A 25,516-nucleotide genomic window follows, 5' to 3' on the forward strand; every position below is an offset into this window, starting at 1 on the left:
ATTCTATAAAATCATTTGACCACAGTTACTTTTAAACTCTTAAATATTTCCTTCCAAGTTTATTAAAGTCTACCGCTGGCAGATAGTTTTGAATATTATCATGTAATTCTTTATTCTTTTCAAACAACCCTTCCTCATCTATAACATTCATAAGATCATCTATTTCTTCATATGAATAATCATCTATTTTTATAAAATTATTCTTAAAGCTTAAAATAACTGCTTTTATATAAACATTGATTTTTTCTTTACGTAACATTAGAGTGTTATTAAAAACTTCTTTGACATAATGATTAACTAAACTTAGCCTTATACTTTTATTAGGATTAAATTTATTATTCTCAATTTCAATAAGTAGCTTATCTATCCTTTTTAATGTTTCATTATTACTGTTTTTACAACTGGTAATTATAAACTCCATTAAAGTAGAGGATAGCTCTGTATTTTTTAGTATCTCTAATAACCACTTGTAGGTATTTTCATTAAAATCTTGGCTTTGAAGATATGCCCGGAACAGTCCAGGAAGAATTTCTGATAATAAATCCTTATTAACCTTTGATACATCAATATCAGTTTTAGGAATAACCTCATAAATTATAACAAGTATAATATTTTGTTGTAAAAATGAATCTTTTGTTCCATTTAGCAAAAGATTTATAACTATATTCTTATAAAAAGGCATTACATCTCTTCGTATATTATTATAATGACTAATACCTTGAAAAGAATTGAAAGTCACTTTACTTATTTCAGTTGGTGCGAATTCATAAAACATTCCGCATACATATTGCTTTAAAAAGGTATTTCTTGTTTGCTCAATGTACGAATTTAATCTTTCTTTTTCAATAGCTTTATTAGACATACATTCCCTCAATATCTCGTAAAATTTACCAATATTAGAATTCGAAAAATAATTTATCTCAATAAATTGTTCATCTGGTACTCCTTCTATGAATTTCTGTTCAAACGAAGAATAATCTAAATGTGTAAGAAATTCATAAACTAATTCCGGATTTACTTTTATTAAAGATCTAAATATCTTATAAGTTTCATAAGTAATCTTGTCCTTTTCAATAACATCGATATACTTATGAATCATCCCTTCACTATCAGGGTGATTTTGAAGATATACACTAATTGCCTGCAAATATAAGGATTTTAAATCTTCATTTTGTAATAATTCTCCCACTATTTTTTCTCCCTTTGCTGGGTCTTTTTCAAAAAATGAAATCAATTCTTCATTTTGACCTTCAACATTGAAAATATATAAGGTATGAGGATTCACTTGTTTTTGACTTATACGACTTGTTTTTAGTGTTTCAATAATATTTCCGATTGGCCATTTTAATAAATCTTTAGTTTCTATAAAAGGTTTATCAACAACATTACTTACTTGGACAGAAGAAATTCCATCTTTATATTCAGCAAGGGTGTTATTTTGAGCGCTAATCTCAGGGTGATTTTTCAAAAACAAATTAAGTTCACTACCAAAAAATTGATCGGCATAGTCAATTTCTTTTATTACTTTCTCAATGACACCTGGATACCTAATCTCTTTATTATCTAAATAAACAAATAGTTTCTGTACAAATTTAACTTTATAGAATGAGTCATTTGTCAAAGAATCTAAATTTAATTTTCTTTCTTTTAAAATTAGAGAAAATAATTGCGCGCCTTGATTGTATTCTAAGCTATCCTCAATCGGGCTATAACCTTGTATATTTTGGACTAATTGTATTATTTTCGCTTCTAATTCAACATTATTAAAATTGATAGTAGGCACTTTACTTATAGCTAGTTTTTCTCGATAAACAGATGTATTTTCACTAAGAATAAACAAAATCCAAAATAGATAAATTTCATTATTTTGAATTTTATCTATTATTTTCTCATTCAATCCCCATGAAAATATAAGTTTCAAAACTGTTAATTTCTCTTCGATACTACCTTCATATCTTTCTACATAATAGTATTTATTTATTATATTGAAGAAATCCATGTTATTTTGATTATTATACCCTGTTACTTTATTTATAAGTTCCATAACTACCTTTTTCTCTTCGCTCTCTAATTCAGAAAAGTTTACTGAAAGAAAAGTCCAAAAATCCGAATATTTATGTGCGTTCACTATTTCATTATTTTTGATTAGTTGTGAATTAAATGATGCTGTTAATATTTCTCGTGTTTTCTCTTTTTGATTATTTTCCAAAGCTTGTTTGTAGAACCGATTAAGAAAATAATAATTTTCTTTTGAAATATAATTATCAATTATATTTATATCTGCATTATCAAACAACGTATTCCAATCATTTTCAGTATCTCTTTTCGTTTTCTGCACTAATTTATCTACAAAACTATCTATAAAACTTGGAAGTTTTGTATAATCCTCACCATAACGTATTACATTAATATTCCTTTTTTCACGAAAGAATTCTTCTTCTACATTTTGAAAAATTTCACGGTTATTCGACGGTACATCACTACGATCTGAAAGAAAAGCATAGTAATTCGCTTTGCTATTTTCCGTTCTATCTAACAAAGTTAAAACTTCTTCCTCATCCATACTACAACCAATAAAAATAATAGATATATTTTTCTTCTTTCTAAGTAAATTAATTATATTCTGCAATTCCGATTGATTATCTAAATACAAGTGAGAATAAGAAGAGCTTGAATTAATAAAATGTATTGGTTTATCAATTTCTGGAGTACCGTGAAGGTGAATTACTGAAAACACCTTAGGAAACGCTGGTACTTCATCAACCTTTTTATAAATACTAATATTTCTCCCTTTAAATTCAGAATGTTTCTCAATTTGATTGTCATAATTTGTAGTAATAAAAAGACATTCCAATTTTACTAGCTCTTGTAATACAGGATTAATTTTCATTTTCGGTTCCCAATCCATGAATTTTACCTTCTCGTAATTAAGTACGTTTTTATTAAACTTCTCTTTTGATCTCTTTTCCATATTTTCAAAATTAGAACCCTTTTGCCTACAGTACTTTTCAATCAATTGGTGTGCTATGTCAATCTTTCTTTTCTTCTCAATATTACTCTTTTGTAAGTTTTCAAGAATTTTAATATCTTGTTCTTCTACTTTAGTGTAATATGAGTTTTCATCAATTATCTCCCCTAAATTTGACTCCCAATAAGAAATCAATTCCCCGATATATTCATCCCAATTTGGGTATCCTTGAATCCTAGAACACCCTGCACCTATAAAAAAGATTAAAGATTCTTCATTATAAGATTTAATCAAATCAGGTAAAACTATCTCTAAATTTTTTTCGTATTTATTAATATTTAATTCAACTGTCATGGTTATCTCCTTTAAAGTATTTAATTGATAATATATAATTAGTAGCTTCCTCTACCAAATAAAAACTACTTACCATTACTCTAAATATTGTATTTTCGAGTAAAAAAAAACTATTCATTATTTTCTCCTATATAATATTCATGCAAAATTATACCATATAATCCCACTACAATTTTAAAAGAAATAACTATAAGAGTAACTGGAGATACTCTTACTGAGGTGAATTGCATGATTTGGGCAATAGCATTGCTTTTACTTGTTTTTCTTATCGGTTTTGTAATGAGAGGTCGACACGTAACGCCTAAAGAAATTAGAACACATCGAGTACAACAAGCTGTAACTCGCAGTAATTTAGAAATAATGAATCCAAGAGAATTTGAATACTTTGTAGCTGATTTCTTTCGCTCTCTCGGATATAAAGTTCAAGTTACTTCTGGTTCTAACGATGGCGGAAAAGACATTATCCTTTATAAAGATAACGAAATGAAATTTGTTGAGGTAAAGCGCTACACAAAAAGTTCCATTGGAAGACCGTTTATTCAGAAGCTCCATAGCGCTATTGTAGATGCGGATGCTGTTGGAGGGTATTTCGTTACACTCAGTAATTTTAATAAGAATGCAAGGCAATATGCAGCTAATAAGAACATCGAGTTGATTGATGGAGATGCTCTTATTAACATGATGAAGTTATAAGGCTAACTCTTTTGGAAGTTAGCCTTTATTTTATTTGAATTTGCATTCCACACAATTACATACATATAAAAAAACCTCGCTACAATCATATAGCAAGGTTTATTGGTTTTGATGCTTCAATTTATCTATAATCTCCATAAATTGATAAGGAGTTAGAACGTTACATGCAATTCCACTTACTGTGTTTAATCCACTACGAAAGTCTGTAGTAACTAAATAATCAGCATCTGATGCTATAGCAGTATTCATAAACATTAAATCTTCCTTATCTACAATCTCAGGAATATCCCCCATACCAGCTATATTAACTGTTTCAGAAAAAAAGATTAACTTCGCAATACCTAAAAATACAGTTTCTTGTTTCTTCGCATCACTAATTCGATTTTCGACAAAACTCTTAATAACATACATCAGTTCCCCCATTGTATCTTGTGAAAAAACTAATTCAATTTCTCTAGCTTGTACTAACTTGATTATTTTCACTGGCGAAGGATTTTGAAAAAATAATGCTTGGATGAAAACATTGGTATCAAGAACAACTTTTACTTTTTTATTCATCTTCTTCTATAATCCAATGATTCTAATATTTCTTCTTTTGATAAGTCTTGTTCATGAATTGATTCACCAATAATTTCAAATACTTCATCAAGAAAGTCTAAGCTTTGATCTGATATTAAAACTGCATTCATATCCATTTCCCCCTTGTCCCATTTCACTATTAAACACCTCCTTTAATGTTATCTTAAAGGTAAGGCTTGTCCATAGCTACTTATACTATACAAGAAATTCCAACAAATCAGTATACATTCTTGCTAACAATGCAACAAATTGTAATTTAATATATTTATTCGCCAAAAATAGATAAAATCCTCTGTTGCGTATTAGCATTCATTTCATCAAACCACAATAGAGCACATATCTTAACTCAAATAAAAAACACTAACTAAAAGTGTTTTTTCTATTCATTCTCCCATTTCACTTTCAGCAAATTTACCATTTATTGTCCAAGCCTCCCTCCTACTCTTCACATTACATGTACTAAAAAGGAGCTACGTGCTTAATATGTCAAACTATTATTACGACCGTTCACAAAAGTGTTATCAGAAGAATCGTAAAAAGTGCGACTGCGAATGTCATTGTGAGCCTCGATACCAAACGTATACGTCTGGACCTTTATTCCGTAATACGGACACGGACTTCATTCAAGTTTCTGCACTTAATCAAACAGACGAACTGCATATACCGCAAGACCCTGTATACGTAGTTCGGGTGACGGTACCGGTAGACCTTTATGTTACAGGCGAGCCTTTCGCTCCACAAGAGCCTCTTCGTCCAGTTATCGTAAACACATACTTTGCAGGAGTAAGTCAGCAAGGGAATACGGTGTTGAACGGGCAGTTTACGCCAGGTAATCCGCATCAACCTCAAGTCCCCTCTTAATATAGAATAAATTAAAAAAGCACACCTCCAATTGTCTTTTGTGTCTAACAATTGGGGTGCACATCAAACAGGACGGCTTTTTTTATTTAACTTCATACCACCAACCTTTACGGTCAAGGTATCCTTTCATCGCATTAAGTTGTGTATCTGATGTTGGCTCAGAAACAAAATACGTTAAGCCATCAGACTTTAAGATAAAATTAGCAGTCATTTTAACGGACGTTAATGCTTGCATAACATCCTGAACCTCAAAAGGTGAAAAAGCACCTGATTGGATGATGTTTCGTTTAGTTGGCTGAGTAGGTGCAACACTTGAGCTTCCTCCTCCACATTCTTCTCCAAAGTAAGCAAAAATTACAGCTGAGGTAATTGCATCCACATTCCACTTAGCCATATCTCCATCGTTATCGATAAAACCAGCTTCTACAAGGAAAAACGGACAGTTTGATGAACGAATTACTCCGATGTCCGGACGGATTTTAGCTCCACGGTCTTTCCAACCAGTACGCTTAGCAATTTCTGCTGAGATACGAGCTGCCATAGGCGCTTCCTTTTCGGAGTAACAGAGAACTTCTACCCCATGAGCTTGACCATTATGAGCATTATTATGCCAAGCAAAGCCTACATCGTTAGGTCTATCATTAATATTCCGAACTTGGTTACCTACGACAGCTGAAGCTGTTCTACCCACGTTGTCTGTATCTTCTTCTACAGAATGACCTAATGCACGTAACTTCCTAATAAATTCTCCGTTAGTTTGATCTCCTAAGAGGTGTTCTTTTCTACCTCCATAGTTAGCTCCTGGTACAATTGCATTATGCCCTCTGTGACTTGATACTCTCATTATTCAACATCTCCTTTTTTCTCTTCTTGTTTTTGTTTGCCACCTAAAATTTCAACTGCACTTGTTAATGTTGAAGGTAAAGGAATTCCCATACGTCCTGCATTTTCTAAAAGAGACAACAATTCATTTCCAATAAAGAAAAAGATTGTCGCTTCACGAATTGCACTATTGCTACCAAACACCGAATCTAGCTGTGCTGCAATTCCAACCAAAAGAAAAAGCACCACCTTTTTGGCGATGCCTTTGAATCCTACTTTGCTTTTCAACTCTCCGTTATATCCTGCTGCGAATACTCCTGTGATATAGTCGATTACTGCCATGATAATTAGAACTTTCAATGTTGTATCCCATCCTCCCAAGAAATACCCACAGAAGCCACCAAACGTAGCTATAAATGCTTTCATAAATACATCAATACGATCCATCTTTTCACTCCTTTCCAAAATAAAAAAACAGAAATATATTTATCTCTGTTTTTTAACTACTCACTTCTAATTTTCTTATGCTTATTGTATCTTTTTCAAACTTATATATTTCTTCCTTTATCGCTTCTTCTATTGTTAAATCCTTACATATTTTATTTAAAGTTACAGTAACTCTTGAATCTGTTGTCAATAGCGAAGGATAATGCTTTTTATAAGCCTCTCTAAAAATATCTCCATTAATTTTTCTAATGATTAATTTGTCACTATCTATATCAAAGTGCATCCAAAAAAGAATATCAAAATTCACATTCATATTTATAGAAGTAGTACCATTTCTAGATTGTGTAGCCTTAATTTCTACATTTTTATCACCATCTAAAGCATCAAATTCACTTCCCTCACATGTATTTAAATTATATAAGTATCTACATAAACTTTCAGTAAACTTGCTACCTAATGCACCACCTGTTCCAAACCCAAACTGTTGAGCTAAATCTTTCTTTCTTTTTACCGCCCAATAAAATTCACAATATTGTTCATCCGTTAATTCTTCCGTCATCTTAACTATCCCCCAACAAAAAAATTATTTATATAAATATTATAATTTTTTATTAGATTTGAACAGTAATTAAATCTGCTCTTCCATTGTCAGTTAGGTATTTATCGATTCTATCTTTGTAAGTCTTCATCTTTACGATAATAAATGTATACGTAAACACTTCATCAATCACTCTCTGCGCCATGTATTCAGCCATTCTACATCCGCTCCTTTTTATTAAATGCTAGCAATGATTAATTCATCCAAAGCCTTTTGCATTAACGCTTGTTGCTCATTTAACATCTTCAGCTCTTCTTGACCTGGACTGTTAATAATAATTTCATCAATCGCTTGCTGCATTAATTCCTGCTGCTTTTTCAGTACTTTTAGTGCATCTACATTGGAATCATCCACTTGGATAACTTCCCATTCGTAATAAAAAGAGTTCTCCTGCTTATTATAGTAAACTCGGCCGATTCGATTTCCCTCGATTTTATCGCTTGGTATTTCGCCATTATACAAAGTCCAACCTTGTTTAATGGCATCTTGTGCGTTTTTTGCGAATCCATTTAATTCATCTAACGGCATCAGATGTCTACTTACAACTAGCCCTTTTTCATTTGCAATAAATGCTTGCATTCACTTCACTCCTTACTCCCATAAAAACGGGAATGCTCCATACGGGCTTTGATCTACAACTAACGTTTTTACAGAATCTACTGTAATTGAGTAAGTCCATACTACTTGTCCAGCTGATGAAACTTTCTTAATTGAATCTTTGAAAGCTGCAAATACATTTCCTGTTTTATCAACAGTAATATCTTTTATATCACCTGGTACAGACCAAGTAACTTTTAAATCGGGTCCCATTTTGACGAGCTGACTAGATAAACCCGCTCCATCGGTATGAAGTGCATATAAATTTTTGTATTGATCGAGTTTAGGTCGTAAAATTGATACTATGCTCGTGGCAGCAGTAGCTACCTCTTTACCATTCGGATCAATCTTTTTAAATGTAGCTGTATCATTGCCGGCTGTATTCATAAACGTATAAATGAAACCTTGGCTATCTATAGAAAGATTAGGTGATCGATTTGCAGAGAAGGAGTAATTCCAAATGTCTTTCCCGCCAGGAGAAACCTTTTTAATTTGACTGCGACTGCTACCAGATAAATAACTTATATATACATTTCCAGTTATGTCTACAATGATATCTTGCATGAAATCTGTTTGGTTAATCTCCCAGATTTTTTCACCATCAGGACTAAACCTAAGTAGTTGCCTAATATCGTTAAATGCATAAATATATCCATCTTTATCTACTACTAATCGTTGAATACTCCTACTATAACTTTTAGCCCATACTACTTGTCCTGTAGGGGATATCTTTTTAATTTCGCCTATAGTGGCTGCTGCGTTCGGTGCTCCAGAAGCGCTGTAGATATATCCATTTTTATCTACTACTACATCGTTAACAGCACCAATATGGTTATTTACTGACCAAACCTCTTTCCCTGTATCGGGTGAAATCTTTTTAACCATTTTATCAGTTGTTCCAATATATACACTGAGTTCTAAATTGCTAAAGCTTCGCCAACTTGTACCATCCCAGTATTGGCCGATTAACCATTCCCATTTTCCGTTTTTGTAAATACGGGAAGTACCAAGCAACGAATAGACTTGCATAAACTTATTTTTTAAGACATTTATTTTACTAGAATCCATTGAACTAATGAAATTCTCTCTTGAATATTCGATGTTGATTTCTTTTTTGTTAGAGAACACTTTAAGCTCTCGTTCTAACATGAATTTAATGTCTATATCATAAAGACTGATCCACAGCGTTCCTTCCACTTTCGGTGGCTCTAATCCATATTCTCGGAATACAGTTTTAGTCGCTGGTGTAGCAGACTTGATCCATACTGTCCCTTTTTCTTTGGTTGTTGGCTCAGTTGCTTGAACAAATACTTTTACGGCTCGTACCAATCCAAGGTTTGCCCCACCAATACCATGTTCCTCTAAAAAACTCATCGCTGCACCGCCTTTACAAAATCACCGTCTTCATCGTATTTCAAATCAAATGTTTTTGTTTTGTATGCTATTCCATCCTCATAATACGTAACAGTACGGATAAGGTAGTTCCCATCCGCATCAGGACTGGACAAAATAGATTTCTTTGAGAACTTTCCGTTTTCATGTGATTCCTCATAAATGGTGTAAATACCATTGTCATCTTTACCGCTTCTTGACGGAATTCCATCTTCTAAATCACTTGTTGTTAAAACTTTTCTTTCTTCAAATTTAAATATCGGTGTTCTAACCTCAAATGTTTTAGTATCTGCTTCATATCCGAAAATCGGCAACATATTTTTCCAATCATACGCACCCATTCTGTTCTTTTGAAAAAAGAATCCTGCCAGTGGACCTGTACTATCATTTCCTCTAATTACTTTTTCCTCTGTATTTACATCAAAAACTAGAGGACCTGTCATGGTACCTCCTGCTTTAGATAATTTCTCAGCTAATCCATCATCAACATATTTTTCATCTGAAATTTTCCTCCAAGCAGTCCATGCGGATTTACTCCATGCAGAGCGAACAAACATCTGAGCACTATTATGAGACGTGTACCGTTGAATAATATGTCTATCAACACCACTTTTATAAACTTCTAAAGTACCGTAAGGATAGCAATTAGGTGGAGTACTTGCATGGCTCTCACCTGTATCATCAGTCACATCATAATATCCTGTGTTTACAATTAGGTTCCAATCTTCTTGTACAGAAACAATTCTTGATTTATCCCTCATAAAATTGAATCCTGTATGCACAACATCAAAAGTTTCATCAACCATGAGTCTGCCAAAAAAATTCACACCATTTTTAAAGTCACCCGCATAATTGACATGAAGTTTATCTCCTGATTCTGAATTAAAACCAACAAATGCCCGCTTATTCCAAACTAAAAGGTCTTGCCCGCCATTCGTACTCCATTCTCCCCAGTCCGCTTGTGTAGAAATCTTTCGCCAGGAAGTCCATCCACTTCCCTCAAAGTGATGTCGAATAAACAGTGAGTGGGCACATTTATTAAATAATGGACCCTCTATTACTGAAGCGATTTGCATCTTCTCGGATCCAGACTGTTTAATAACCATTACATAATGACCATTAGATGAAGTCGGACTGTTTTTCAATCCAGTACCTCTATAAAATCCCGTATTTTCCACGTTATTCAAATCGGTTCCTGGTGGAAGGGAATACGCAGTTCCATCATCGCTTGTCACTTGATGTTTTTGCTTCCAATTTCCTTCTACATATTTTTTAGCATCACTTAATGCAGTACTTGCTTTTGAATTAGAAACTTCATCTGCATGTTCTTTAGCACTTCGCACTTGTTCATCAGTATATTTATTTACATCTCTTTTAACTGTATCAATATCTCCCTGCAGCATAACTAATCTATCAATGTCTTCAAATATTTTATTTAATGCAGCTCTATTTACATATTCATTACCATTTGGCAATGCAAGTTTTAATCGATTTGTTAAGCTAGGCACACTCTCACACCTTTCTATACGTTTCTAATTCATCCCAATTTAGTTCGAGAGCATCTAGTTGATCCCATGTATACTTGTAACTTTCAAGTTCATTCCATGTTAAATACGTGAACACAAACTTCACATCTAAATGAGCAGGAATTATTTCTCTTAAAGCCAACTGAATGTCATCAATATTAGGTGGTATACCAAATTTACTCGCAAACGTGATTGTGACAGTGTAATTCGGTATGTCTTGTTTTGCATCCACTTCACCATACTCAAATGATTCTGCTACTTTCTTAATGAGCATTAACCTAGTGGAACCGGTACTTCGCATTTTACTTTTCACAACTGATTTCCGTTGTTCTAGTGGCTTTTTACTATCAATCTGTATACCGAATTCAAATTCCCAATCGCCAATGGACCAAGTAGCTGTATCGTTATCAAACTGTAATCGTACATCTTCAAATTCCTGATTTTCTTCAATGGCCGTTTTCGCGCTGATCTGCATGAGATTCACAAATAAATCCGAATCCCGGTACTCCTTCATTGAATCATTGAGAAACGCTTCTACTAATGCATCACGTTCCTTCATAGAAAATCACATCTCCAAGTATTGCAATTTGACCAGATTGAATAGTGACATCTTTCTGCTCATCGTTCATCAATAGCTTATTTACTTTAATTAGCTGCATTACGTCCACTGCAACAGAACCTACTTTTAAATAACTGATTTGATAAGGCTCTTTTAATATGGATTGTTTACGAGCGTTTTCGCGCCAATAAAGGCGATTGGTAAATTTAAAGTATTCATTTATACCTTCAATTAACTGTTGCTTTAATGCTTCCGCTTCTTGTTTTGAAGAAACATATATAGCTAGGTTAACTTTGATTGGTGCAGCTGCTATTACGGATACAGAGGCACCAATTGGTGCCTGTCCTTCGCCCATTTCGTTAGAAGGAGCAATATAATCCTGTACCTTTTTCACCAATTCTAGTGACGCAGGTGCAAAGCTTGTATTACATACCGATAGTTGAACAGTGCCTTTCCCTTTTGCAATAGGAAAAACTAGTACACCACCTACATCAGGTACACTAAGTGACCAGCGAATGTAATCACCGATATTTCCAGAGTTTGAAGATTCACGTAGCCATGTAAAATAACGTGATCGTAAATCCTCATCACTTTCTTTTTCTTCTCCACCAGTGATTTTCTCTACATTGGTGACATTCGAGACGCCAAATACCGCTTCAATTAGTTCAATTGTGTTTTCAGAAGTGTTTCCAATTAAACCAGGAAGCACTGCTTCAATTTCTACAATCGTATTACCACTTGGGCCTATAATCGCATCAGCTAATTGTGTATATTCAATGATTTTATTATCCAAGTCATATCGAACTGCCACGTACACAGAACCTTTGGCAAGCTTTGTGCCCTCATTCCCTGAAACAGTGACCTTACCCTTTGCTTTTTTAGCGGGATAGCGTTTCAGAGGGGTTCTCGATTCTACAACTGCAGCCAAATCATCATTGGTAGCATATTGAGCAAACCTTGTGTGATACCACTTCTTAAATTCTTCACGTTGTTCCGATCGAACAATAGATAGTGGCTTTAAAACATCGTATATAAAGCCACCTTCGCGTTTGTCCCATCGTTTATCTACTTGATTTAACACACGATTAAAAATTTCTTGTTCCGTTTCATTCCACCATGCAGGAGTTGTCATACTTTCACTTCCCTTCTTACCGGAACATCACCGTATATTGTATAGACGGTATAGGAAGCTACATAAGCATCTTTTTCGTCTTTTATGATTTCTATTTCACTTACATCTGTGATTCTCTCGTCATAAATCAAGGAATCTCTTATAGCTTCTTTCACCCGTGAAATACGTCCCTTTTCACCAAGTTCACTATCTAGTAATACATTACGTACTTCAGAACCGTAATCGTCTGTATAGACCCGATAGACACCCCTTGGAGCACGATGTGTTTTTTCAATCAGGTTTGCTATTCCTTTTTGTCCGTCATCTAGCGCAACCGCTCCACTAGCATCCGTAACAAATTCACCTTTTGAAAAATCAAAAAGAGGCGTCATATACCCGACAACCTCTTCGCTTTCAAAATTATTAACTTCAGGAAGTTCCCATTCAACTCGCGGTAATTTAGGAAATTGCATACGTATTAATCACCACCCATAAAGAATTTGATGAAGGGAAGCGATTAGGGAGTAGCATCACATTCGTTCCAGGGTTCATATTCCATGGACAAAATGTTTTTGAAGCAGGATAGCGTACTTTTTCATCTGTTATCGATACATATTCCGAACCAGTATAACAGCATAGCGAAACCATTTCATTCAGTGGTTTTACTACAAACTGACGATCAGTAGCACTAGCTCCTGATATACGTTGTATTAAAACTGTTTCCCCTCTAGAAAACTTTACATTTGGCATAATAAAGAATGCACTTGGTAAAGCTTTGTCGGATCCATGTATTTGAATTGTAACGTGCGGTTCTTCTGTTATGATTTTTCCTAAAGAAAATGAATCCTCTGTTATATCCAGACCTTGCATATGGTGTAAAATACGTTCTATTCCTCGCTTTTCCACCTTCTCACCTACCCTTCATCATTTTGTTGCGGTGGAACATACTCTTTATCTGGTAAAGCAGCTGAATGAGCAATATCAGCACTAAAGATAACCCTATTTTTATAGATTTGATAAGCGGCTTTTTTTACATAGTATCCACCAAGAATTGTACTTGTTGGGTCATCTAAATAAATAAAGTCACCCGACCATATCCGCGGTTCTTCAATGCTGTGTACATGTTCGATTTGCCGTGAAACTTCCGGTAAAGTTCTTGTTCTCAGCAAACTATCAGCATAACTAATTGCAGCTGCTTCCGTTTCTCCACTGAATTCCTCAATTGTTGAAAGAGGACCGTATTTTCTAATAGATCCACCATCTTCTCTAAATACAAATATGTTTTTTTCTTTGTTTACAACAGTGATTCTATTCTTTACTTCTTCAGTAGAAACAGTCTTTTCAACGTTTGTTAATCCTGAACCTAATACCGGTATGAATTTTGCTGGTTTCCACTCAAATACTCGTAGTCCTTCAGGTTCAAATCGGATCCAATACTTCTTACCTGTTACCTTTTTGCTTTCATATAAAATAACAATCAACATTTCAAACACACTTTGAGCACTATTACTATCTAAGTACATAAGCGGGAATATCGTATTGATTGTCACCAATTCTTTAATTGGATAATTATATCTATTTAAAATGGATTGTATCATCTGACTTGCTGTGCGGTTTTGAAATACAAATTCATCACTAGACTTAACTAGATTAAAAAGATGATCATAAGCAGTAACATCAATATTACGTCCTTTTTCATCTTTGTATGCTCTCACTACCCCAGCAAACCAAGTTGAACCGTTTACGATTATTTGTATCGGTTTCCCGTCAATTTCATCAAATTCTTTTTTATAATTCAAAGTCATTTCCGCTTTTACGGGTCCTGACTGATAATCATCATCCAATTTGATAGGAGGAACGATAGCATCTGTTACTACCATGTTCCCAATAATAACTTCTAACATCATTCTTCCTCCTATCTAATGTAATTTGCAGCAGCATAACCATGTAAGCTTCCAGATTGAATGTATATCCATCCAGATTGGGTCTTACTGTTTCTAGCGAATGTTACACTCGCTCCCTGTTTTAATGTCCCAATAATTTTACCGCTTTGGGACGGTGCATCACGAACTGCTAACAGATGTGTACCAGACACTTTACCATCAGTTAATGCGTATTTATTTAAATCATTGGAAGGTGGTCTTTTAATGTTTCCTGCTCCATCTTTATATCCGAGTTTAATTTCACGATATTCTTTAAAGGTGATATTAAATTCGATATAACCAGGTGCATCTTTCCAGTATTCAAAGTTCTTCACTATCATTTCCCTCTTATAATTAATGTCAGGAATGTTTAATAGCACGACTTCCCCGGAATCTTTCAGACCAGAAAGGAAACGACATGATGAAAGTGGCTCCTGCCTTGCTTCTTCACCAGATACTCTATTAAAAGAAAAGAAGGAGGTAAATGTAACCTCCTCCAGTTCCTTCCCATCAAAAAAAGGAACAACTCCTTGTCCCAATGTGTTTACTTCTTCTATTTTGGCGTCGCCACCTTTTGGCCCGACCCCTTTAGGAGTGTGGAGAAAGGTGTATTTTGCCCATTTTGTAAGGAGAAAGATCATGACTCCATCACTCCTAGATTCACTTTTGTTTTCCCTGTTGATGCATTATCTAGTTTATCAGCTAGATAATTTATTACCTTCTCAGCTACTTCTGTAAATGTATCTTCATTTTCACTCATGTCTTTAGCAGTACCGCCAGAAATATGAATATGGAACTCATTTTTTGTACTGCTCGCATTTGTTGTTTGATTTGTATTCGATTTATGAGAAGTTCCTTTTACTTCTGTAGCAAACGGGACGTTCTGCTCTTCATTTTTAGCAGCCATAGCAAACGGTGCGTGCGTCTTTTCAGAAACATTCACTGCTGAATTAACAGCCATATCTGTATTTTTCTCCATACCTAGTCCAAGACCCTCAGTAATGAAACCACCTAGCTCGATCATTAAACGAGATGGACTGTGTATATCAAAGAATCCAGTTACAGCATCTTTAATACCACCTGCAATATTACCTACTGCATCCCAAGCAGCTGAAGCCATAGAGGAAATACCATCAATCAAACCATTGATAATGTCTTTACCAATTTGGAATAAGTCGATTCCCTCAAATGTACTAACTATTGTATTCCAAATATCAACTGCTGTTTGTTTTGCTGCTTCAAAAGCTGCGCGCCACTCACCGCGGAATAAATTTGATACAACTTGGACTACGCCAGATATAACGCTACCAGCTACAGAAATCACCGTTTGGATTATAGCGAACGCAACCTGTGTTACGCCAGACACTAGTGGCATTATCGCTTGGAAAAGTCCAGACATAAATGATAGAACATTACCAACAATCGCAGCTATTGTAGAAAACGCTGTACTCACGATTGACATAATTTTCGAACCATGAGCGCTCCAAAATGAAGCCATTGCGGATAAGCAAGTGCTCACGATTTGCCATAAAACGCTTGCTACTGTGCTGATCGTCGTCCAAATTCCGCGCCACGCCATAGATGCATACTGCATGATTTGTGTACCGTGAGTATTCCAGAAGCTAGCTATTCCAGTTAGATAACTTCGGACAACGGTACCGACTCCAGCTAATACCGTACCTACCATTGTTTTCATTCTGTTATATGCTTGTGATGCATATTGAACTATTTGTTGACCGTGTTGTGACCAGAAGCGACTCATACCAGAACCGATATTTCGTACCGTTGACATGATTCCGGCCATACCTTGAGTAATTGCACCTTTTACACCGTTTATAATAGTAATAGCACTACGGATTGTTTGTGGCGATAACCCGATGGAACTTAATATTGAAACACCTTTCCCGGTATTTCCACTAAACAACGCGCCCATTCCCTTAAAGAAGCTTCCTAAAGTAGAGATTTGTTGTTTAATTTGATTTACAGCATTTCTCACACCATTTGTCATTGTGACAAGCGGTCTCATAGCTTCAGGACCCATTCCTAAACTAGTTAGTATAGAAACGCCTTTACCTTCATTACCAGAAAAGATTGCCTTGATTCCTGACCACGCTGTTGTTAGTACTCCTTTTATTTGGTTGACCTTCGCCAATAAGGAGTCAAATGCAGCCTTTACCCCGTCAAACGCAGCGTAAACTATATTCCTAAATGTTTCACATTGTGACCATAGAAAAGCGATTCCTATACCTATTGCGGCGACTATTCCAATTACACCTAAAGCGGTTCCCATTACCCCTAACAAGGCCCCTGAGGTCATTCCCATTGCGCCAGCTAAGAGTGCAAATCCTTCGATAATACCCGGTAAAAATCCAAGTATTAAAAGTACTGGACCTGCTAATAAGAGAAACACCCCTGTAAGAGCAAGTATTACTGTTAATACTGTTTGTACAGGTCCTGGTAAAGCATTAAACGCATCCGTTAACATGCCTAACCCATCAGCAATTACTCGAATCACTGGTATCAGTGCATTCCCCATTGAAATTTGTAGCGTTTCAAAAGAACCGGATAACTGGTTAAGCGATCCGTTTAAGTTATCTTGCATTTTCTTCGCTGTATCCGCGGCTGCTCCACCAGAATCTTGTAAGCCTTTCGTAAGCTTTTGTAATTTATCTGGACCTGCTTCAACTACCGCGAGCATTCCTGATACTGCTTCTGTACCAAAGATTGCTGATAATGCGGCCGCTTTTTGAGCGTTCCCCATGTCTTTTGTCGATTTACCGACTTGACCGATAATGTCGTGGAACGGAAGCATTTTCCCTGATGAATCTTGAATTGTAATACCCAAATCAGCAAGTGCTGTTCTAGCAGATTTAGGTGGATCAGATAAACGTAGTAAAGAAGCACGTAATGATGTACCTGCTTGTTCCCCTTTTATTCCAGAATCCAATTTGTTAACATGACAGCTCTTTATCCGTCACTTCTTACGGTTTCCCGCAAGTTCGGACTATATCTTCACCTTCGTTTTAATACGTTAAGGTGGTGAGTTCTCGTGGATATTTTTCCATATAAAAAACACTCAATCAGAGTGTTTTTACGTAGGATACTTTATCTAGTCTCTACACCTTCCTAGTGTTTCCACATAGGCTCGGCTCGGTATTATCTTAGGCATAACGGCTGAATAGTTTATCTAATTCGTGTTCAATATTATTAACTGTATAAGGTATACGTATTAATAAAATACCTTTGTGTTTACAAAATTGATTTTTAATAGAATCATTTATTTTAGTTTTTTTAAATGTTTCTAATCCAAAAACCGGTTCGAAATGTTGTTTTCCATCAAATTCTATTAAACAAATGATTTCGTTGCTATCAACATTAAAAATAGCAAAATCAAAAGGAAGTGGACGTTTATTCTTACACTCTTTTATCTTGAATTGCGTTTTAAATTTGATCCCTTTTTCTTTAAGGTATTTAAAAATTGTATCTTCACCTTTTGAGTGATAACAAAAAGGACATCGGCAATTATGAGATAAAAACTGATTTGGTCTCATTTTAAATTTATTTCCACATTTATGATGAATGAATTTAATTTTCTCACCTTTTCCTTGATACACTTCTAAGGGTTCATATTCGTCACCAACAATGTCCAAAACTTCTTTCTTAAAATCTGCATTTGTTTTTTTGAATTTTTTACTCAATAACTTTTTCTTACAATTCGGACATCTTTGGTTTTGGATAACAAATGCCTTAGCCATCATAGGAAAAATATGACCACAAATATTATGTTTGAATTCAATTTTCCCGTGAGTTGTAGTGTAATCACCTAATACCTCGTACTCACTTCCAACTAATTCAAAAACTTCTTTTTTAAAGAAAGCTGTTGTCTTCTTTAAATTTCCAGAGCATTTAGGACAACCGTAACCGTTCGTTAATGTTTCAGGAAGAGTATAATAAACGAATCCACACTTATGTTTCACTTCTATTTTTGTTCTTCTATTCACGTATTTCCCTATTATTTCAAACGAATCACCTTGAACCGTTTTCACACGATCAATAAATTCTTCATGAGATATTCTCCGCATAATAGAAATCCTCTTTCTAAAATTGATGATTCTATTATACCTCAAATACCATTATTACCCTTAGATTTCCACCGAATTCTCTCACTGTTTTATGCCACTGATTTCTCAGTAACCGACCAATTTTGTTTAGCCATAATACCAGTCGCGGCAGATAATTCTTCTAACGATATACCAAGCATTTTCGCAACTGGCGCAGCATATTTAAAGCTGTATTGCATGTCCAAAATACCAGCTGCTGATTGGTTGGCAGATTGAGAAAGTACATCCGCTATATGAGAGGACTCTTTCGCTTCCATACCAAATGCATTTAATGCAGCAGCTACCGTTTCAGAGGTCATTGCCATATCTTCTTGTGCAGCTTCGGAAGCAGCGATAATACCAGGCATCGCCCCGATAATATCGTTTACTTCGAAGCCTGAAGCGGCTAAGTTTTGCATACCTACTGCAACTTCACTGGCTGATTTGGTGGTTGATGCCCCTAATTCTTTAGCGGTTTCTGTCAAACTGCCTATCTGATTTCCTGTCGCACCAGAAATCGCACCTACTTTTGCCATCTGTTGCTCAAAATCAGCGGCGGTATTTACAGCTGAACCTAATCCAACCGCAATAGCTCCACCGGCAATCGTGGCGGCTGCACCTGTTGAGAATAATGCTCCATTTGCTTGTTCTAGCCCATGGAGCATTGTCGCCTGTCTTTCGCTTACACCGCCATATCTATCACGTAATGCAGCCATGCTATTACCTGCATGTTGTGCACTAGTGGCGTTATGGTTTAACGCCGTATTCATTTGGTTTATCTGCTGTGTTGCTTGTTGCATTTCCCTGGTCAATTGCTCGACCTGAGTTTCCAAATGATTAATTCGTTGAGCAGACTGCTGTAAGTCCCTTTCCATCGTCTGCAAGTGTTGTTCTAACTGATTTACTTGCTGTGCGGATTGTTGGAACTCTTGACGTAGTTGCTGCATTTCATGTTCAAGTTGATTAACCCGTTGTGTAGACTGGCTTAAATCAGTATTAAGATGATGCAGATTATTACCAAACTGCGTTGTTCCTTGTGCGGATTGGTGTAAATGGTTGGTTAACTGTACAACATTATGATCTAACTGTGATGTGCTTTGTGTTGCTTGATGAAGCGGTACAACATTAGCACTTTGAAACCGTAATGCGGTATCTAATTCTCTTGCTGCACGTGACGTCTGCTCCATGTGTTGCGTCATTTGACGTAATGGCGAAGACATCGCATCCACTAAACTAATCTTACCTGTTACCTGTTTTTCACCCATAAGTCACCGCCCTTCATTCTTGGGCCGCTGCGGCTTTTTCATCAAGTTCGTCTTGATGTAGACAAGACGCAATAAAAAAGACTTTCTTCTCACGTTTCATAAGAAAAAAGTCTTCTGGATCAATATTCTTTTGTTGAAAAAGCCTGTGGGCCCATGAAGCCATTGGGTCGGTTTTAATTAGTTTTTTACCGCATCAATCTCGTCTTCCATTGAATCTTGACCTAATCCAGATAACTCAATAATGTATTGCGTAGCTGCTACAATGCCACCTAATGATAAAATCTTTGGTACTACAAATTCAGGAGCTGGTGTAGGTGCTTTTACCTTTTGTGCTAATTCAGGTGATTTCCAGTTAATATTTGTTCTTGTTTCATCCGTTGCAGCTGCAATCATAAGTGCATTATATTTAGCTTCATTCAGTTCTTCCAACATTGGAACACCTTTACCTTGAGGGATTTTTCTCGTTGAAGCTTTTTTAATACTTTGCGCTACATCAGCATCAATAGATTTTAGGGGTAACTCAATATAATTCCCATCAATTGTTTGTACTTTCTTTTCACCACGAACACGGTCGTCTGTATTAACTCCAAATAAATCTTCTAAGCTTGCAAATTGTTTTTTCTGTAATTCTGCCATAATAAGTATTCCTCCTAGTGTTTTTAACACGTTATTTTATGTGAATAAGAAAAAGAGAGGTTGTCCCTCTCTTTATGCGATAAACTCATAATCATTGAATGTGAACGGGAAATCAGCATCTACTAGATCCTTAACTTTAAACCCTAATAAAGTAACTTCGTCAAAGCTGACACCTTTAAATGCAACTTTCATATTTGCCCCTTGCGCCATTTCATCAGGGTCATGATAATCACCAATTATCGTAAAGGTTTCATCAGGATTTTTTAAGATGCGTGTTGCAAGATTTTTTGCATCTTCTGTATGATACATCTTCATTTTCCCTGAACCAGAACCTCCCATAATACGATGACCGTCTAAAAATGCATTTGCACGTTCAATTTTCTTCTTATCAAATTTAATTTTCCCTTCAAATTCTGTAACCCCGGGCCATTGTTCGCCAGTATCATCGTATACTGCTCCGTATTTACCACGAACAATGTCACGAGGATTTACAGTAGGTAAATTGTTATCGTAAATTGACATTTAGCAGACCTCCTTAGGACACCTTATTTTTGTTGTATACTTTTTCAATCGCGTCGATGACAAGATATTCAGTAATGAAGAACGCTTCATCCTTGTAAACTACCTTGCCTTGATTTTCTGTATGGCGTGGATCTTCGTAGCAGTTGAATGAACCTAGCTCAATTACTTCTTGTACTGCTAACGGTTCTAATAACTCATCTTTAATCGCTTGTGCAGCTGCAATTCTACGTGGTTGTGTATTTGCTTTTGACATAAAGCGATTAAACACTTTTTCTTCTGCGCTTGTAATATAATCAATCGCAGCTACTACCTTTACCTTTTGCAGCGTGCGGATCGCGGCGCGTTCATCTGCTTCTTTCGAAATACCAACTGCCTCATCCATATTTCTAATTGTCGTCATGGTATTAACTGCGGTATTAAAACGTACTGTATTACCCTCATGGAAGAATAGTAAATTACCCTCCGACAATCTACGTTTCGTTTCAGTGACAGATAGTTTTTCTACTGAAGTGAAAGGTGTTTCTTTTTGCGTCATACTCTCATTTAACGGGCATGAAATTAACGCTGCAGCTGCATATACTGCTACTTCTTCAGCTGTGTACTGTTTGTCATAAATACTTGCTTTTTGAATGTTATTTGTAACAGCATAATAATCAATTTCTTTTGCTTCTTCTCCGCCTGTATTACCTGCAATTAACTTTCCAGTAATACGGCTTGATTGTACGAATTGAGTCAGCATTGTTTTTACTGCTTTATCTTGTACCCCATCAAGACAGATTCCATTGAAATCCTCATCTTTTGCTAAAGCGAAGAAATTAACGTAATCTTCTACTTTTACCGCTTCGCCACTTACGCCGCCAGTAAGAGGGACATTATTGATATCTTCAATTGTTTTCAGCCCGTCTACCTTTGTGACAGTTATATACAAGCTATCTTTCGTTTTAGACACTAACTCATCGATTGTAGTAAACGTAATTCTCTCAAGCTCTATATTGTTCTCTACTAAAATTAGTTGTTTAGCAGTTTCATCACCGATTTTCGGACGAATTGTTACTTTAAAGTTATTTCCACGTGCTCCTGTGTAAAGAGCTTCAATTTTGATCGCTTGCAAATCTAATGAAGCCTTTTTAGCATCTTTTGTAGCAAGGCGCACTCCTTTTAATTTTTGAATAGGTGCTTTAAAAGCAAGTTCTAATAAATGAGCAGTTTGGCCAACAAAATTCGCCTTAGCTTCTTCTAAAGAATCTAAATCTACTACTGTATTTTCTTTACCCCAATCCGCCTTAATTGGCATAATAAGAACGCCACGTGCATTCTTATTAACTGCACCTTTTACAACAAGCTCAGTAAAGGAGTAAACACCTGATTCGATTTCATTTCTACCTTCTTTAAATGCTTTTGGCATGGTACTACTTCACCTCTCTCTTTAATAATGCTTTTACTTTCTTTTCCGCAGTCTCTAAATCTATTTCATCGATACCTTGTAGAGCAGTTGCTGCGGTATAACTAGGAACACCAAACAATGTATCCGATTGTTCAATTACTTCTGCTACTGGATAACGAACAGCTGAAGTAGTTTGTTTTACTTCCACTTCTTTACTTGCCATTCCAGCCACCTCATTTCTTTTCTATTAACCTGACATTGTTATGAACTTTACGTAGGATTTCATGATGCTCAACAAGCTCAATGAATCGCTCTCCTTTTACAGAAAAGGTCCACACATCAACATCAGTTTCTTTTATTTCAAACTCAACATCCTTCAAACGGGCACTTGTTGGTTTGTACTTTTCATCTACTAGCGGAATATCATATTTACGCCGCATTAATGCATCTTGCAACTTCGCTTGAAATTGCAGTGCTTGTGTTTCTGGTGTATCTTTATCCAGGAACAATGTACCGTGGATCAGTGGACGATATCTGTGAAACCCAACTGAATCTTGGTACGGTTTACCTACTGGTGTTTGCAGATAGAAAAAAGGAGGCGTTGCTTCCTGCCTCCTTCTTGTTGTATATCCTTTTATTCCAGTGGTATCTTGAATGAATTTTAGTACACTAGTTAAATCACACGAAACCAAGTTCATTCATAACCTCTCCTACTCTATCCTCAAGCCATCGCAGCGCTTCCGGCTCAAATTCATGCCAAGAGTCTTCTAACATGTGGGCGCCTTCCACCCATTTTCCTGCTTGTTTTGCTGATTCTCGACTCATTCCACTATGTCTTGTACGATGCCCTGCTTCTACATACTCAGCATAGAATAAGTTTGAACCAACAACGATTTCAATTCCTTCTCCCATACCAACTTTCAAGAAAACGGAACCGTCACCAGCAGAAAGGAATGAGTTTCGCAAAGCTCCTTGGTCAACTGGCGTTTTCTCTGCCACCATTGACATTAATTGTAGAGCTAGTGCTTCTGCCCACAATTCGAGCATTTTAGGCAATCTACTTTGAATAACGCTCTTCATTTGGCGCATCCATTCATCGAATCCCTCGAGAACAAATCCACCTTCCATACCACCACTCATACTGTTACCTCACCTTTCAGGTCAATCTCAAAATGATGAATGCCTTCTCGGTCAAATACCGGATATGGATGTGAAGCGATATAACGGCCTAAAACATATTTTGTCTTCGGGTCGTATACCTCAATTGTGTCTCCTGCTTTTACACCAGGATAAAGCGTGTGAATGAAGACGACGTTGTCAATTTCGACTCTCCCTAGTACTTCATTCACTTTGCTTTGATTTTTCTTTACAAGAGCGCAGGGAAGATCAGTATCAATTTCTTTCATTCCTTGCTTACTGTCATATTCACTCCCATCAGAAACAACACGAGAAACCGTCATTCGGTGAAATAGTATCGATTCATATCTACTCAAAAGAAAAACACCCCTAATCCGTTCCCTGTGTGCATATATGGCTCCAGTAAATCCATTGCAAGGTCACGATAGGATGTACCTTTGTCAGCGAATGTTTCTTTGTAATCAGAACGCTCAATACTTTTCACTTGTTGTGGCTCTTTCTCGTCTTTCACAAGATAACAGACAGCAAGTTTGATATCATCAGGGACTTGCTCATCTATTTTCTTTACTTTTGAGCGCACAAAAATAGAAGCTCGTAACAATGCGGCTTCCAGATCACTCACATTATTTAGTTCAGCAAATAGGTTTTTCGCTTCATCTGCTGTTATTAAGCTTTTCATCACACATCGATTTGCATTACGCCTGATGGATATGCAAGTTCAGGGAATGCAGCTTTACCGATTTCAACAAATTCATTTAAAGTGTTCTCTTCATTCCAGGCACGAGTATAGATGCCAGGTTGTCCTTGTTTTTCAACTGTTGGACCTTGTACAGTAGAACCTAATGAGTTTTTACCTTCAATACCCAGGAATACTATGCGACGCTCTGGTAAATAACGTTCTGTTTTACCATCTTCAAACGTAATTTCTAAATCATTTGTTGTAATTGGTGGGATGCTCCAACGTGATAAGTACGTTGCTAACTCGTCAGGAGTTACCATACCGCCAGCTACACCTTTAATGTTAGAAATAGTAGATTTTGATTGTAGAATGTCAAGGTAAGCTGCATTAGACATATGAATCGCTAACGGGCGACGACCTGCATTTGCTTTCTTGAACTTTTCAATCCAGTCCACAAGATCTTTAATTGGATTTGAGGTCTCTACATCGCTCCATTTTTTCGTTGCACTGATTGCTTTTGGTACATCGAAAGCTAAATCTAAAGAGAAACCATCTAAATCATACTTAATTTTCCCTTTGTACAATACAGATGTACGGAAATACTCTTCCGTTTCTTCCACACCAAGTTTTAAGCTATCAATATAGTTGAACACTCGATCAATAACTTGTTGACGTTCTTTATCGAACTTCGTATTCATAATCGTTAATTGGTCTTTTTGATCGAAGCGGTAACGGTGTGCTAACTTAGCTACCTCAGCAACCGCACGTTCTAAACCTTGTTTGTCACGTAATGGTGCAGGTGCTCCGAACTCTAGTAAATTCGCTGCAACGTTATTATTTTTTCTATAGATATCGTACGCGAATGTAAGACTATACACATCTTTATCACGTGGTAAGAATGGTAATGTTTTTGATTCAAATGGTACCGTTAAATTTTCAACGTAACCAATTAAGGTTTCGCGTTTAAACTCTTCTAATTGTAGAATACTCATTATCCTTCACTCTCCTTATCGAATGTCTAACATACTTGCTTTTGCTTTAAATTCAGGTGTAATCGCAGGGCATTTTGATTCTTTTACATAACCACCTACAAGCCCTACTGCTTGCACATCATTTGTATCGATGCGAATATCACTGAACAATAATGAAACTTGCTCGTTTGATGCAGCATCCTTCGTTTTATCAAATGGACGTGTTTTCTTTGTTGTTGCATCAAAGATTAATGATGTACCTGCGGGAATAATTCCTGATGTAAATGCAGTGTAATCTAATGTTACTGTAATTGTTTTTAATCCAACGATATCTCGCAGAATCTCTTTACCAGCAACAACTGTGTCTTTACGTGTATATAGATTCAATTTGTT

The 25,516-nt window shown here is 35.9% G+C and carries 31 protein-coding genes; 2 read left to right on the forward strand and 29 right to left on the reverse strand.

All coding sequences use genetic code 11. From position 1 onward, the window contains the following. Positions 1–31 precede the first annotated feature (31 nt). Positions 32–3,322 (reverse strand): SIR2 family protein, encoded by a 3,291-nt coding sequence (locus FS802_RS00545; protein WP_144524708.1) that lies wholly within the window; start codon positions 3,320–3,322, stop codon positions 32–34. Between the two features lie 228 nt (positions 3,323–3,550). On the opposite strand from FS802_RS00545, the gene FS802_RS00550 reads away from it, so the two are divergent. Further along, the gene (locus FS802_RS00550; RefSeq protein WP_144524710.1) at positions 3,551–4,015 is read left to right on the forward strand and encodes a restriction endonuclease; all 465 of its coding nucleotides are present in this window, start codon (positions 3,551–3,553) and stop codon (positions 4,013–4,015) included. 99 nt (positions 4,016–4,114) lie between these two features. On the opposite strand, the gene FS802_RS00555 is transcribed toward FS802_RS00550, so the two are convergent. Together FS802_RS00555 and FS802_RS30860 are read right to left on the reverse strand one after the other, a co-directional pair. Beyond that, on the reverse strand, positions 4,115–4,573 hold the full coding sequence (locus tag FS802_RS00555) for a putative toxin-antitoxin system toxin component, PIN family (protein WP_144524712.1): 459 nt from the start codon (positions 4,571–4,573) through the stop codon (positions 4,115–4,117). Then, positions 4,570–4,731, reverse strand: coding sequence for a hypothetical protein (locus FS802_RS30860; RefSeq protein ID WP_186367204.1), 162 nt, complete (start codon positions 4,729–4,731; stop codon positions 4,570–4,572). Before FS802_RS30860 ends, FS802_RS00555 begins: the two co-directional genes overlap by 4 nt. 346 nt (positions 4,732–5,077) lie before the next feature. Between FS802_RS30860 and FS802_RS00560 the strand changes: the two genes are divergently transcribed. Further along, positions 5,078–5,455, forward strand: coding sequence for a hypothetical protein (locus FS802_RS00560; protein ID WP_144524714.1), 378 nt, complete (start codon positions 5,078–5,080; stop codon positions 5,453–5,455). A gap of 82 nt (positions 5,456–5,537) precedes the next feature. On the opposite strand, the gene FS802_RS00565 is transcribed toward FS802_RS00560, so the two are convergent. From FS802_RS00565 to FS802_RS00685, 26 genes are all read right to left on the reverse strand, one after another. Then, positions 5,538–6,299, reverse strand: a complete 762-nt coding sequence (locus FS802_RS00565; RefSeq protein WP_144524716.1) for an N-acetylmuramoyl-L-alanine amidase — start codon at positions 6,297–6,299, stop codon at positions 5,538–5,540. Beyond that, complete coding sequence (locus FS802_RS00570) at positions 6,299–6,724, reverse strand: phage holin family protein (protein WP_144524718.1); 426 nt, start codon at positions 6,722–6,724, stop codon at positions 6,299–6,301. Before FS802_RS00570 ends, FS802_RS00565 begins: the two co-directional genes overlap by 1 nt. Positions 6,725–6,776: 52 nt before the next feature. Then, positions 6,777–7,283, reverse strand: a complete 507-nt coding sequence (locus FS802_RS00575) for a Bsp6I family type II restriction endonuclease (RefSeq protein ID WP_144524720.1) — start codon at positions 7,281–7,283, stop codon at positions 6,777–6,779. Positions 7,284–7,335: 52 nt separating this feature from the next. Beyond that, positions 7,336–7,479: a hypothetical protein gene (locus tag FS802_RS30865; RefSeq protein ID WP_186367205.1), complete on the reverse strand. Its 144-nt coding sequence runs from the start codon at positions 7,477–7,479 to the stop codon at positions 7,336–7,338. Between the two features lie 20 nt (positions 7,480–7,499). Next, a complete protein-coding gene (locus tag FS802_RS00580) occupies positions 7,500–7,901 on the reverse strand; it encodes a hypothetical protein (RefSeq protein WP_144524722.1) in 402 nt (133 codons plus the stop codon). A 12-nt stretch (positions 7,902–7,913) separates the two neighbouring features. Further along, entirely contained in the window at positions 7,914–9,293 is a 1,380-nt protein-coding gene (locus FS802_RS00585; RefSeq protein WP_144524724.1) for an outer membrane protein assembly factor BamB family protein, read from the reverse strand. Then, complete coding sequence (locus FS802_RS00590; RefSeq protein ID WP_144524726.1) at positions 9,290–10,819, reverse strand: pyocin knob domain-containing protein; 1,530 nt, start codon at positions 10,817–10,819, stop codon at positions 9,290–9,292. Before FS802_RS00590 ends, FS802_RS00585 begins: the two co-directional genes overlap by 4 nt. Before the next feature lie 4 nt (positions 10,820–10,823). Further along, on the reverse strand, positions 10,824–11,396 hold the full coding sequence (locus tag FS802_RS00595) for a putative phage tail protein (RefSeq protein ID WP_144524728.1): 573 nt from the start codon (positions 11,394–11,396) through the stop codon (positions 10,824–10,826). Further along, the gene (locus FS802_RS00600) at positions 11,383–12,528 is read right to left on the reverse strand and encodes a baseplate J/gp47 family protein (RefSeq protein ID WP_144524730.1); all 1,146 of its coding nucleotides are present in this window, start codon (positions 12,526–12,528) and stop codon (positions 11,383–11,385) included. The genes FS802_RS00595 and FS802_RS00600 overlap by 14 nt, the downstream gene beginning before the upstream one ends. Beyond that, positions 12,525–12,980, reverse strand: a complete 456-nt coding sequence (locus tag FS802_RS00605; RefSeq protein ID WP_144524732.1) for a DUF2634 domain-containing protein — start codon at positions 12,978–12,980, stop codon at positions 12,525–12,527. Before FS802_RS00605 ends, FS802_RS00600 begins: the two co-directional genes overlap by 4 nt. After that, positions 12,967–13,413, reverse strand: coding sequence for a hypothetical protein (locus FS802_RS00610; protein WP_144524733.1), 447 nt, complete (start codon positions 13,411–13,413; stop codon positions 12,967–12,969). Before FS802_RS00610 ends, FS802_RS00605 begins: the two co-directional genes overlap by 14 nt. An 8-nt stretch (positions 13,414–13,421) precedes the next feature. Beyond that, positions 13,422–14,411: an XkdQ/YqbQ family protein gene (locus FS802_RS00615; RefSeq protein ID WP_144524735.1), complete on the reverse strand. Its 990-nt coding sequence runs from the start codon at positions 14,409–14,411 to the stop codon at positions 13,422–13,424. 11 nt (positions 14,412–14,422) lie between these two features. Next, positions 14,423–15,070, reverse strand: coding sequence for an SH3 domain-containing protein (locus FS802_RS00620; RefSeq protein ID WP_144524737.1), 648 nt, complete (start codon positions 15,068–15,070; stop codon positions 14,423–14,425). Continuing rightward, positions 15,067–17,376: a phage tail tape measure protein gene (locus FS802_RS00625; protein ID WP_186367206.1), complete on the reverse strand. Its 2,310-nt coding sequence runs from the start codon at positions 17,374–17,376 to the stop codon at positions 15,067–15,069. Before FS802_RS00625 ends, FS802_RS00620 begins: the two co-directional genes overlap by 4 nt. Before the next feature lie 214 nt (positions 17,377–17,590). Continuing rightward, positions 17,591–18,511: a DUF2726 domain-containing protein gene (locus FS802_RS00630; RefSeq protein ID WP_260989051.1), complete on the reverse strand. Its 921-nt coding sequence runs from the start codon at positions 18,509–18,511 to the stop codon at positions 17,591–17,593. An 89-nt stretch (positions 18,512–18,600) separates the two neighbouring features. After that, on the reverse strand, positions 18,601–19,299 hold the full coding sequence (locus FS802_RS00635; protein ID WP_222129162.1) for a phage tail tape measure protein: 699 nt from the start codon (positions 19,297–19,299) through the stop codon (positions 18,601–18,603). Positions 19,300–19,971: 672 nt separating this feature from the next. Further along, entirely contained in the window at positions 19,972–20,430 is a 459-nt protein-coding gene (locus FS802_RS00640) for a phage tail assembly chaperone (protein ID WP_074585874.1), read from the reverse strand. A gap of 72 nt (positions 20,431–20,502) precedes the next feature. Then, on the reverse strand, positions 20,503–20,952 hold the full coding sequence (locus FS802_RS00645; protein WP_144524741.1) for a phage tail tube protein: 450 nt from the start codon (positions 20,950–20,952) through the stop codon (positions 20,503–20,505). A 13-nt stretch (positions 20,953–20,965) separates the two neighbouring features. Next, positions 20,966–22,357: a phage tail sheath N-terminal beta-sandwich domain-containing protein gene (locus FS802_RS00650; RefSeq protein ID WP_144524743.1), complete on the reverse strand. Its 1,392-nt coding sequence runs from the start codon at positions 22,355–22,357 to the stop codon at positions 20,966–20,968. A gap of 4 nt (positions 22,358–22,361) precedes the next feature. Next, positions 22,362–22,559: a YqzN/YkzM domain-containing protein gene (locus tag FS802_RS00655; RefSeq protein WP_144524745.1), complete on the reverse strand. Its 198-nt coding sequence runs from the start codon at positions 22,557–22,559 to the stop codon at positions 22,362–22,364. A gap of 10 nt (positions 22,560–22,569) precedes the next feature. Next, positions 22,570–23,034: a hypothetical protein gene (locus FS802_RS00660; RefSeq protein ID WP_144524747.1), complete on the reverse strand. Its 465-nt coding sequence runs from the start codon at positions 23,032–23,034 to the stop codon at positions 22,570–22,572. Then, on the reverse strand, positions 23,015–23,476 hold the full coding sequence (locus tag FS802_RS00665; RefSeq protein WP_144524749.1) for an HK97 gp10 family phage protein: 462 nt from the start codon (positions 23,474–23,476) through the stop codon (positions 23,015–23,017). Before FS802_RS00665 ends, FS802_RS00660 begins: the two co-directional genes overlap by 20 nt. Then, positions 23,473–23,829, reverse strand: coding sequence for a hypothetical protein (locus FS802_RS00670; RefSeq protein WP_144524751.1), 357 nt, complete (start codon positions 23,827–23,829; stop codon positions 23,473–23,475). Before FS802_RS00670 ends, FS802_RS00665 begins: the two co-directional genes overlap by 4 nt. Continuing rightward, the gene (locus FS802_RS00675) at positions 23,826–24,152 is read right to left on the reverse strand and encodes a head-tail connector protein (protein ID WP_144524753.1); all 327 of its coding nucleotides are present in this window, start codon (positions 24,150–24,152) and stop codon (positions 23,826–23,828) included. The genes FS802_RS00670 and FS802_RS00675 overlap by 4 nt, the downstream gene beginning before the upstream one ends. Beyond that, a complete protein-coding gene (locus FS802_RS00680) occupies positions 24,152–25,144 on the reverse strand; it encodes a major capsid protein (RefSeq protein ID WP_144524754.1) in 993 nt (330 codons plus the stop codon). The genes FS802_RS00675 and FS802_RS00680 overlap by 1 nt, the downstream gene beginning before the upstream one ends. Positions 25,145–25,159: 15 nt before the next feature. Further along, positions 25,160–25,510, reverse strand: a complete 351-nt coding sequence (locus FS802_RS00685) for a hypothetical protein (protein WP_144524756.1) — start codon at positions 25,508–25,510, stop codon at positions 25,160–25,162. Positions 25,511–25,516 lie beyond the last annotated feature (6 nt).

It is taken from the genome of Bacillus sp. DE0042 (assembly GCF_007680225.1).
GTDB classification, from domain to species: domain Bacteria; phylum Bacillota; class Bacilli; order Bacillales; family Bacillaceae_G; genus Bacillus_A; species Bacillus_A wiedmannii.